The sequence below is a fragment of the Roseicyclus sp. genome (genome assembly GCF_052168335.1).
Classification (GTDB): Bacteria; Pseudomonadota; Alphaproteobacteria; order Rhodobacterales; family Rhodobacteraceae; genus Roseibacterium.
Genome location: NZ_JBQLZP010000266.1, coordinates 1 through 9,907 on the forward strand (window position 1 = coordinate 1; position 9,907 = coordinate 9,907).

Annotated in this window: 10 protein-coding genes; 9 read left to right on the forward strand and 1 reads right to left on the reverse strand. The window is 70.7% G+C overall.

Features of this window, described 5'->3' with window-relative positions:
• The 8 genes from pheS to ACTS11_RS08060 form a co-directional block, all read left to right on the forward strand.
• A partial coding sequence (pheS, locus tag ACTS11_RS08025; RefSeq protein ID WP_442639803.1) for a phenylalanine--tRNA ligase subunit alpha occupies positions 1-827 on the forward strand: 827 nt, incomplete at its 5' end.
• Between the two features lie 289 nt (positions 828-1,116).
• Complete coding sequence (locus ACTS11_RS08030; RefSeq protein ID WP_442639804.1) at positions 1,117-1,635, forward strand: hypothetical protein; 519 nt, start codon at positions 1,117-1,119, stop codon at positions 1,633-1,635.
• A 72-nt stretch (positions 1,636-1,707) separates the two neighbouring features.
• Positions 1,708-4,116 (forward strand): phenylalanine--tRNA ligase subunit beta, encoded by a 2,409-nt coding sequence (gene pheT, locus ACTS11_RS08035; protein WP_442639805.1) that lies wholly within the window; start codon positions 1,708-1,710, stop codon positions 4,114-4,116.
• 75 nt (positions 4,117-4,191) lie between these two features.
• On the forward strand, positions 4,192-4,821 hold the full coding sequence (locus ACTS11_RS08040) for a phosphoribosyltransferase (RefSeq protein WP_442639806.1): 630 nt from the start codon (positions 4,192-4,194) through the stop codon (positions 4,819-4,821).
• Between the two features lie 69 nt (positions 4,822-4,890).
• Positions 4,891-5,340 (forward strand): YtoQ family protein, encoded by a 450-nt coding sequence (locus ACTS11_RS08045; RefSeq protein ID WP_442639807.1) that lies wholly within the window; start codon positions 4,891-4,893, stop codon positions 5,338-5,340.
• Between the two features lie 49 nt (positions 5,341-5,389).
• Complete coding sequence (locus ACTS11_RS08050) at positions 5,390-7,036, forward strand: GMC family oxidoreductase (protein WP_442639808.1); 1,647 nt, start codon at positions 5,390-5,392, stop codon at positions 7,034-7,036.
• Positions 7,037-7,115: 79 nt separating this feature from the next.
• Positions 7,116-7,541, forward strand: a complete 426-nt coding sequence (gene mscL, locus ACTS11_RS08055; protein ID WP_442639809.1) for a large conductance mechanosensitive channel protein MscL — start codon at positions 7,116-7,118, stop codon at positions 7,539-7,541.
• Positions 7,542-7,552: 11 nt separating this feature from the next.
• A complete protein-coding gene (locus tag ACTS11_RS08060; RefSeq protein WP_442639810.1) occupies positions 7,553-8,107 on the forward strand; it encodes a thioredoxin family protein in 555 nt (184 codons plus the stop codon).
• Here the strand turns inward: ACTS11_RS08060 and ald are convergent.
• The gene (gene ald, locus ACTS11_RS08065; protein ID WP_442639811.1) at positions 8,104-9,222 is read right to left on the reverse strand and encodes an alanine dehydrogenase; all 1,119 of its coding nucleotides are present in this window, start codon (positions 9,220-9,222) and stop codon (positions 8,104-8,106) included. The genes ACTS11_RS08060 and ald overlap by 4 nt on opposite strands.
• Before the next feature lie 155 nt (positions 9,223-9,377).
• On the opposite strand from ald, the gene ACTS11_RS08070 reads away from it, so the two are divergent.
• A complete protein-coding gene (locus tag ACTS11_RS08070) occupies positions 9,378-9,821 on the forward strand; it encodes an Lrp/AsnC family transcriptional regulator (protein WP_442639812.1) in 444 nt (147 codons plus the stop codon).
• Positions 9,822-9,907: the final 86 nt, after the last annotated feature.

Genomic DNA, 9,907 nt, shown 5'->3' on the forward strand with positions numbered 1-9,907 from the left:
GCCGGCTCGCCACCGAGACGGTCGACGTGACCCTGCCGGTGCAGGAGAGCGCGCTCGCCCTTGGGCGGATTCATCCCGTGAGCCAGGTGATGGACGAGCTGACGGCGATCTTCGCCGACATGGGCTTCGCGGTCGCCGAAGGTCCTCACATCGAGGACGACTTCCACAACTTCACCGCGCTCAACATCCCGGCCGACCACCCGGCGCGGGCGGAGATGGACACGTTCTACATGCACCGCGCGCCGGGGGATAACCGCCCGCCGCACGTGTTGCGCACGCACACCAGCCCCGTGCAGATCCGCCACATGGAGGCCTACGGGGCGCCGTGCCGCGTGATCGCGCCCGGCCGCGTCTACCGCGCCGACTACGACCAGACGCACACGCCGATGTTCCACCAGGTCGAGGGGCTGGCCATCGACCGCGACATCTCCATGGCGAACCTCAAGTGGACGCTGGAGGAGTTCTTCTCGGCCTATTTCGGCACGAAGGTCCGCACCCGCTTCCGCGCCTCGCACTTCCCCTTCACCGAGCCCTCGGCCGAGGTCGACATCCAGTGCTCTTGGGAGGGCGGCACCGTGAAGGTGGGCGAGGGGAACGACTGGCTCGAGGTGCTGGGCTCCGGCATGGTGCACCCCAAGGTGCTGGAAGCGGGCAGGATCGACCCCGCCGAGTGGCAGGGCTTCGCCTTCGGCATGGGCATCGACCGGATCGCCATGCTGAAATACGGCATCCCCGACCTGCGCGCGTTCTTCGATTCAGATTTGCGGTGGCTGCGCCACTACGGCTTCAGCGCGCTGGAGGTGCCGACGGTTCACGCGGGGATGTGAGGGGATAATCTCAAAGCGAAGAGTAGGGCGGGACTTGTCCCGCCGCGCGGGGCCTCGCACCGCCGCACCGGCCCCCGCACCGTCATGGCGGGACAAGCCCCGCCCTACGGCGCCGCACCGTCCTCCGCAATGGCGGGACACGTCCCGCCCTACGGCGCCGCACCGGCCCCCGCACCGTCATGGCGGGACAAGTCCCGCCCTACGGCGCCGCACTGGCTCCCGCCCTGCGGGCACTTGACCGCGACCCCCGGACGCCCACCCTTGCGGGACGAACCCCGAGGCCCCGCCCATGTCCCACCCGCTCTCGCTCGACCGCCTGGTCCGCCTCATGGACCGCCTCGCCATGCCGGAGACGCGGGATCTCACGCTGTCGCCCGTCTGCCTCCGGATCGAGGGGGAGGTCGGCAGCGCCGGCATGACGGAGGAGGAGGCGCGGGCGATCATGGCCGAGATCGACGCGAAGTCCTCGGCGCTGCTGGCCGTCCTCGCCATCATCCTCGCCACCTCGGCCTTCATCTTCGCGCTCGATCGGACCTGGGCGACGCTCGGCCTCATGTTCGGGCAGATCGTCACGATCTCGGTCTCGATCCTGTTCCTCCTGCGTTGCCTGATCTACGAGCCGGTGCCGCGCCTCCGGCGGGCGTTCCTGCTGGACGAGGCGCCGGGGGCGCATCACCTCCAGGTCGAGGCGATCAAGCAGGTGCTCTACTTCAACCGGGTCATCCTGCTCACCATCCTGACCTGCGCGCTCTTCTTCGCCATGTCGGTGATCGTGGGTGTCGCCGCGATGACCGCACCCGACACCTGAGACGAGCCGGCGGGCTTCCCTTCCCGGGGACCTTGCGCTAATCGCCTCACGGTCACGAAGGAGCCCCGCGCGATGAAGTTCACCCTGTCCTGGCTGAAGGATCACCTCGAGACGGAGGCGTCGGTCGAGGAGATCGTGGAGACGCTGACCGACCTCGGCCTCGAGGTCGAGGAGGTGGAGGACCGCGGCGCGCGGCTGAGGGACTTCGTGATCGGACGCGTCGTGAAGGCCGAGCAGCATCCCGACGCCGACCGCCTGCGGGTCTGCCAGGTCGTGACGGACGAGGGCGTGAAGCAGATCATCTGCGGCGCCCCGAACGCGCGCGAGGGGATAACGGTCGTCGTGGCCAAGCCCGGCGTCTACGTGCCCGGAATCGACACGACCATCGGCGTGGGCAAGATCCGGGGCATCGAGAGCTACGGCATGATGGCCTCCGAGCGGGAGCTGGAGCTCAGCGACGAGCATACCGGCATCATCGAGCTGCCCTCGGGCGAGGTCGGGCAGCGCTTCACCGACTGGCTGGCGCAGCACGAGCCGTCGAAGGTGGACCCGGTCATCGAGATCGCGATCACGCCGAACCGGCAGGACGCGCTCGGCGTTCACGGCATCGCGCGCGACCTGGCGGCGCGGGGGCTCGGCAAGCTCCGGACGCGGGCCGTCGAGCCGGTGCCGGGCGCCTTCCCCTGCCCCGTCGCCGTGACCATCGACGCCGACGCGCTGGACGTCGCGCCGCATTTCGCGGGGCGGCTGATCCGCGGCGTGCGGAACGGGCCGAGCCCCGCATGGCTCCAGGACCGGCTTCGCGCCATCGGGCTGCGGCCCATCTCGGCGCTCGTCGACATCACCAACTTCTTCACCTACGACATGAACCGCCCTCTCCACGTCTTCGACGCGGACAAGGTGCACGGGACGGTGCGGGTGCATCGCGCCAAGGGCGGCGAGACCCTTCTGGCGCTCGACGAGCGGACCTACACCTTCGCGCCCGGCCAGACGCTGATCTCCGACGACAGGGGCGTCGAGAGCATCGCGGGCATCATGGGGGGCGAGGCCTCCGGCGTGACGGAAGAGACGGTGAACGTCTTTCTCGAGAGCGCGTGGTGGGACCCGGTCCACACCGCCTACACGGGCCGCGACCTGAAGATCAATTCCGACGCGCGCTACCGCTTCGAACGGGGCGTCGACCCCGACTACACGCTGCCGGGGCTGGAGGAAGCCACGCGCATGGTGCTGGAGATCTGCGGCGGCGAGGCCTCCGAGGTCGTGGAGGCCGGCGCGCCGGTGAAGACGGCTCGGAGCTATCCGCTCGACACCAGGCGGGTCGTCAGCCTCGTCGGCATGGAGATCCCCAAGGCGGAGCAGGTGCGCATCCTGACCGCGCTCGGCTTCTCGGCCACGGGGACGGGCGACGTGCTCGAGGTCTGGGTGCCGTCCTGGCGGCGGGACGTGCAGGGCGAGCCCGATCTTGTAGAAGAAGTGGCGCGGATCGCGTCGCTTACGAGGCTCGAGCCGAAGCCGATGCGCCGGCCGCGCGCGGGCGTGCCCGCGCCGGTCCTGACGCCCATGCAGATGCGCGAGCGCGCGGGGCGCCGGACGCTGGCCGCGCTCGGCTACAACGAGTGCGTGACCTACAGCTTCATCGACCAGGTGGCCGCCGCGCTCTTCGGCGGTGGCGGCGACGGCACGCGCCTCGAGAATCCGATCTCGTCGGAGATGAGCCACATGCGGCCGCATCTGCTGCCCGGGCTGCTGCAGGCGGCGGCGCGGAACCAGGCGCGCGGCATGTCGGACCTCGCGCTCTTCGAGGTGGGTCACGCCTTCCACGGCGGCGAGCCGACGGAGCAGCATCTCCAGGCCGTGGGCGTCCTCATCGGCCAGTCGGGCCCGCGCGATCCGCACGGGGCGCGCCGCCCGGTCGACGTCTTCGACGTGAAGGCGGATGCCGAGGCGGTGCTTGCGGCCATGGGCGCACCTGGCAAGGCGCAGATCCTGCGCGGCGGGCCAGACTGGTGGCACCCCGGCCGGCACGGGATGATCTGCCTAGGGCCCAAGAAGGTGCTCGGCGTCTTCGGCGAGCTGCATCCGCGCATCCTGAAGGCGATGGACGTGAAGGGGCCGGCCATGGCCTTCACGCTCTTCCCCGCCGAGATCCCGATGCCCAAGGACACGGGCGCCAGCCGCGGGGCGGTGACGCTGCCCGAGTTCCAGGCGGTCGACCGCGACTTCGCCTTCGTGGTGGATGCGGGCGTCGAGGCCGGCGCGCTGGTGAATGCGGCGCAGGGCGCGGACAAGGCGCTGATCGCCTCGGTCGCCGTCTTCGACGAGTTCGTGGGCGGGTCGCTCGGCAAGGGGCGCAAGTCCATCGCGCTGACCGTGCGGCTCCAGCCCACCGACCGGACCCTGACCGAGGAGGAGATCGACGCCGTCGCGGCGAAGATCGTCGAGAAGGTCTCCAAGGCCACGGGCGGCACGCTTCGCGGCTGAGCCGATTGTTCGTACGAACAATCGCAGGTGTGGATTTTCGTACGAAAATCCGATTCGGTCGGGCATGATGGCGGCATGTTCGAGACGCGAGAGACCGCTGGCCGGGCCCTTGCCGACGCCGTGACCGAGGCCGCGCCGGAGGATCCGGTGATCCTCGCCCTGCCGCGGGGCGGCGTTCCGCTCGGCAGGATCGTCGCCGACCGGCTCGGCGCGCCGCTCGACCTCGTCTTCGTGCGCAAGATCGGGCTGCCCCGCCACCGGGAGCTGGCCGCGGGCGCGCTGGTGGACGGCGCGGCGCCGCAGATCGTCTGGAACCCCGAGGTGCTGCAGGGCGCGGGCCTGACCGAGGCGGACTTCGCCGAGGAGATCGACCGCCTTCTGGCCGAGATCGCCGGGCGGCGCGACCGCTACATGGCGGGGCGGGAGCCGGTGCCGGTCGCGGGACGGACGGCGATCCTCGTCGACGACGGCATCGCCACCGGCGCCACGATCCGCGTCGCCGTCCGGGCGATGCGCAAGGCGGGTGCGCGCGCCGTCTGGATCGCCGTTCCCGTCGGGCCGTCGGAAATGATCCCGCTCCTCCGCAGGGAGGCCGACCGCGTGATCTGCCTCGAGACACCGAGGCCCTTCCACGCCGTCGGCGTCCATTACCTCGACTTCGGCGAGGTCACGGACGACGACGTGGTGCGCCTCCTGTCTTCGTAGGCGCGGGTTGCCCCCGGCGTCCCGGGCGTTACGCTTCACCCCCTGACGAAACGGGAAGGGACGCATGACATGACGCTGAAGGTCTATCTCTCGGGCGAGATCCACACCGACTGGCGCGAGCGGATCACGCAAGGGGCGCAGGGGCTCGACGTGGCCTTCTCCGGCCCCGTGACCGACCACGAGGCGAGCGACGATTGCGGCGTGGCGATCCTCGGCGCCGAGGACGACAAGTTCTGGCACGACCACAAGGGCGCGAAGCTGAACGCGATCCGCACGCGCCACGGGATCGAGACGGCGGACATCGTCGTCGTCCGCTTCGGCGAGAAGTACAGGCAGTGGAACGCGGCCTTCGACGCGGGCTATGCGGCCGCGCTGGGCAAGCCGCTGATCGTGCTGTCGATGCCCGAGCACAGCCATGCCCTGAAGGAGGTTCACGCCGCCGCCCTCGCCGTGGCGGAGGAGCCGTCGCAGGTGGTGGACATCCTGCGCTACACGCTGACGGGGCGCCTGCCCGGCTGACGTGGCGTTCGCGCTGGCGGGGGGGCCGCCGGCACGCCATGCTGCCCTCATGGAAGCGGATTACGTCATCGTCGGCGGCGGCAGCGCGGGCAGCGTGCTGGCCGCGCGCCTCTCGGAGGATCCCGGCACGACCGTCTGCCTGATCGAGGCGGGCGGCGAGGGCCGCGGCCTCCTAATCCGGGCGCCGGCGCTGGTGGCCGCGATGGTCTCGGGGCGGCCGAGGATCAACAACTGGGCGTTCCGCACGGTGCCGCAGCCGGGCCTCGGCGGGCGGCGCGGGTTCCAGCCGCGGGGAAAGGCGCTCGGCGGCTGTTCGGCGATCAACGCGATGCTCTACGTGCGCGGCCAGCCCGCCGACTACGACGCCTGGGCGGACATGGGCTGCGACGGCTGGAACTGGGAGAGCGTCCGGCCGCATTTCCTTGGTGCCGAGGATTTCGATGGCGGCGCGGGCGAGCATCACGGGGCGGGCGGGCCGCTGCAGGTGCGTGCGCAATCGCGGCCCTCGGCGATCGCGCACGCCTTCCTCGAGGCCTGCGATACGCTCCAGATCCCGCGCTGCCCCGACTTCAACGCGGGCGGACCGGAGGGCGCCGGTCTCTACCACGTCACGCAGTTCCATTCGGGGCCACGCGCGGGCGAGCGCTGTTCCGCCGCCGCGGCCTTCCTCCATCCGGTCATGGGCCGCCCGAACCTGACGGTCCTGACCCGCGCCGAGGCCGAGCGGATCGAGATCCGGGATGGCCGCGCCGTCGCCGTCCACCTGCGACAGCGCGGCCGCCGCCTGCGCATCGCCGCGCGGCGGGAGGTGATCCTGTCGGCCGGCGCCTTCGGGTCGCCCAAGCTCCTCCTCCTCTCGGGCATCGGGCCGGAGGCGGAGTTGCGCGCCCACGGCATCGCGCCAGTGCAGGTGCTGGAGGGGGTGGGGCGGAACCTCCAGGACCACCTCGACTACATCATCTCCTACAGGTCGGACCGGACGGACGTGGTGGGGCTGAACCCGGCGGGCCTCCTGCGGCTGGCGCGGGCGGGGCTCGAGTGGCGGCGGACGGGCGCGGGCCTCTTCGCCTCGCCGCTGGCCGAAGGCGGGGCCTTCCTGCGCTCGGCCCCGGAAGTGGCGGTGCCGGACCTCCAGGTGCATTTCGTCATCGGGATCGTCGACGATCACCTGCGCAAGCTGCGCCTCGCCGACGGGTTCTCGGCCCATGTCTGCGCGCTCTACCCGGCCTCGCGCGGGTCGGTGGGCCTCGCCTCGGCCGACCCGCGTGCCGCGCCGCGCATCGATCCGGCCTTCCTCTCGGACCCGGAGGATCTGCGCGTCCTGATGGCGGGCGCCCGCAGGCTCGAGGCGATCATGGAGGCGCCGCCTCTCGCACCCTGGCGGGCGCGCAGGCTCTATCCCCATGACGGGAGCGACGCGGCCCTCGAGGCCGACATCCGCGCACGGGCCGACACGATCTATCACCCCGTCGGCACCTGCCGGATGGGGCGGGACGAGATGGCGGTGGTCGACCCCGAGCTGCGGGTGCGGGGCGTCGAGGGGCTTCGCGTCGTGGATGCCTCGATCATGCCGCGCATCGTCGGCGGGAACACCAATGCGCCGACGATGATGATCGCGGAGAAGGCGGCGCATGCGATCCGGGCGGCGGCGCGACACCGCCCGCCGAAGGACGGCGGCAGGCGCATAAGTCCTTGATCGCCCCGCCGCTCTCGGCTTCTCATGCGCGCGCATGTAGCCTCGTGTCGAGGCGCCGACTTAGGGGGTGGACCAGTCGATGCTGAAAGAATTCAGGGACTTCATCGCGCGCGGCAATGTCATGGACATGGCCGTGGGCATCATCGTGGGCGCGGCCTTCACGGCGATCGTCACGTCGCTCGTGGGCGACCTCATAAACCCGATCATCGCGATCTTCACGGGCGGGATCGATTTCTCCGGCTGGTTCTATTCGCTCGACGGGGAAAGCTATCCGTCGCTGGCCGCAGCGACGACCGCGGGCGCGCCGGTCTTCGCCATCGGCAACTTCGTCATGGCGCTGATCAACTTCCTCATCATCGCCTTCGTGGTCTTCATGCTGGTGCGCACCGTCAACCGCATCAAGACGATGTATGCCGAGCCCCCGAAGCCCGCCGCCGAGGAACCGGCCGGCCCCTCGGAGCTTGATATCCTGATCGAGATCCGGGACGCGCTGAAGAAGTCCTGAGAGGAGACGACATGGCCGCAAGCCCGCCCGTCTGCGAGTTCGGCTGGAAGGCGCCCGCCTTCCGGCTCCCCGCGACGGACGGGCGGCGCTACGGGCTCGACGACGTCATGGGACCGAACGGCGTCGTCATCGCCTTCATCTGCAACCACTGCCCCTATGTCCTGGCCGTCATCGACCGGATCGTGCGGGACGCGAACGACCTCGGGGGCCACGGGATCGGCTTCGCCGCGATCTGCTCGAACGACGCCGCCGCCTATCCCGCCGACAGCTTCGGCAAGATGGCGGACATGGCGCGGGAGAAGAACTTTCCCTTTCCCTATCTCCACGACGAGGACCAGTCCGTCGCGCGGGCCTGGGGCGCGGCCTGCACGCCCGATTTCTTCGGCCTGAACGCGGAGGGCGCGCTCCAGTATCGCGGCCGCCTCGACGCGTCGCGCAAGGACGTGGGGCGGGACGACGTGCGCCGCGACCTCTACGAGGCGATGGTGCAGGTGGCGCAGACGGGGAGGGGACCGGCCGAGCAGATCCCCTCCATGGGCTGTTCCATCAAGTGGAAGGCGGCCTAGCCCTTCACCACGACGGAGGGGGAGGTCACGTCTATGCCGAGCGCGCGGCCCACGGCGTAGTTCGTCAGCCGCCCCTCATGCGTGTTCAGCCCCGCGAGGAGGTGCGGATCGGCGCGGCACGCCTCGCGCCAGCCCCTGTCGGCGAGCGCGATCATGAACGGCATCGTCGCATTGCCGAGCGCGATGGTGGACGAGCGGGCCACGGCGCCCGGCATGTTCGCGACGCAGTAGTGCACCACGCCGTCCACCTCGTAAATCGGGTCCTCGTGGGTCGTGGCGCGCGAGGTCTCGAAACAGCCGCCCTGGTCGATGGCCACGTCGACGATGACCGCGCCGCGCTTCATGGTGGAGAGCTGCGCCTTCGTCACCAGCTTGGGCGCGGCCGCGCCCGGGATCAGCACGGCGCCGATGACGAGATCGGCGGCGGTGATGAGCCCGGCGGTCGCCTCGGCGCTGGCATAGCGGGTCTTGAAGGCGCCGCGATAGACGTCGTCGAGATAGCGCAGGCGCGGCAGCGAGCGGTCGAGCACGGTCACGTCCGCTCCCATCCCGGCGGCCACGCGCGCGGCCTGCGTGCCGACGACGCCGCCGCCGATCACCACCACTTCGGCCGGACCCACGCCGGGGACGCCGCCCAGAAGGACGCCGCGTCCGCCATTGGCCTTCTGGAGCGCCCAGGCCCCCACCTGCGGCGCGAGGCGCCCCGCGACCTCCGACATCGGCGCGAGAAGCGGCAGGCCGCCCATGGCGTCCGTCACCGTCTCATAGGCGATGGCGGTGACGCCGCTCTCCAGGAGGTCGCGCGTCTGCTCGGGGTCGGGCGCGAGATGGAGATAGGTGAACAGCACCTGGCCACGGCGGAGCATCCTGCGCTCGGCGGCCTGCGGCTCCTTCACCTTCACGATCATCTCGGCTTCGGCGAAGACCTGCGCGGCGGTCGCGGCGATGGTCGCACCCGCGCGGGTGTAGTCCGCGTCCTCGAATCCCGCGCCGAGGCCCGCGCCCGTCTCGACCAGCACCTCGTGGCCGTGGGCGACGGCCTCGCGCGCGGCGGCGGGCGTCAGGCCGACGCGGAACTCCTGCGGCTTGATCTCCTTCGGGCATCCGATCTTCATGGGGCTCTCCCTTGCCTCTCTCCGGCGCGGAGTCTGCCCGTTTTCCGCGTTGATTGCTTTGATCTTCCGGGCGACTTCATGTAGTCTGGCGGGAGATTTTCCCGCTACAGGGGCGCTGCGTGAGAGATTCTCCCGACCAAACCGGCCTCGACGACATGGACCGCGCCATCCTGCGCTGCCTCCAGCGGCACGGGCGCATGACCCACGCCGAGCTCAGCGACAAGGTCCATCTCTCGCCGTCGGCGTGTCACCGGCGGGTGCAGCGGATGGAGGCGGCGGGCGTGATCCGGGATTACGTGGCGCTGCTCGATCCCCGGTCGGTGGGGCGGATCGCGACGGTCTTCGTGGAGATCCGCCTGACCGGGCAGTCCGACGAGATCCTCGACGCCTTCGAGAAGGCGGTGGCGCGCGTGCCCGACGTGCTGGAATGCCACCTGATGGCCGGAAGCGCCGACTACCTCCTCAAGGTCGTCGCCCGCGACTCGGAGGATTTCGCGCAGATCCACCGCCGCCACCTCGCCCGCCTGCCGCATGTGGCGCAGATGCAGTCGAGCTTCGCGCTCAAGACCGTGTTCCGCACGACGGCCTTTCCGGTCTAGGTCAGCGCGCCGACGCCCACGAAGGTGACGAAGCCCGCGAGGATGCCCCAGATCGGGTTTCGCGTGGCATAGCCCACGCCGACCGA

Excerpts from the sequence above, each read along its gene's own strand:
- ACTS11_RS08030 (WP_442639804.1), top strand. The coding sequence starts at position 1,117 with ATGTCCCACCCGCTCTCGCTCGACCGCCTGGTCCGCCTCATGGACCGC.
- pheT (WP_442639805.1), top strand. The coding sequence starts at position 1,708 with ATGAAGTTCACCCTGTCCTGGCTGAAGGATCACCTCGAGACGGAGGCG.
- ACTS11_RS08040 (WP_442639806.1), top strand. The coding sequence starts at position 4,192 with ATGTTCGAGACGCGAGAGACCGCTGGCCGGGCCCTTGCCGACGCCGTG.
- ACTS11_RS08045 (WP_442639807.1), top strand. The coding sequence starts at position 4,891 with ATGACGCTGAAGGTCTATCTCTCGGGCGAGATCCACACCGACTGGCGC.
- ACTS11_RS08050 (WP_442639808.1), top strand. The coding sequence starts at position 5,390 with ATGGAAGCGGATTACGTCATCGTCGGCGGCGGCAGCGCGGGCAGCGTG.
- mscL (WP_442639809.1), top strand. The coding sequence starts at position 7,116 with ATGCTGAAAGAATTCAGGGACTTCATCGCGCGCGGCAATGTCATGGAC.
- ACTS11_RS08060 (WP_442639810.1), top strand. The coding sequence starts at position 7,553 with ATGGCCGCAAGCCCGCCCGTCTGCGAGTTCGGCTGGAAGGCGCCCGCC.
- ald (WP_442639811.1), bottom strand. The coding sequence starts at position 9,222 with ATGAAGATCGGATGCCCGAAGGAGATCAAGCCGCAGGAGTTCCGCGTC.
- ACTS11_RS08070 (WP_442639812.1), top strand. The coding sequence starts at position 9,378 with ATGGACCGCGCCATCCTGCGCTGCCTCCAGCGGCACGGGCGCATGACC.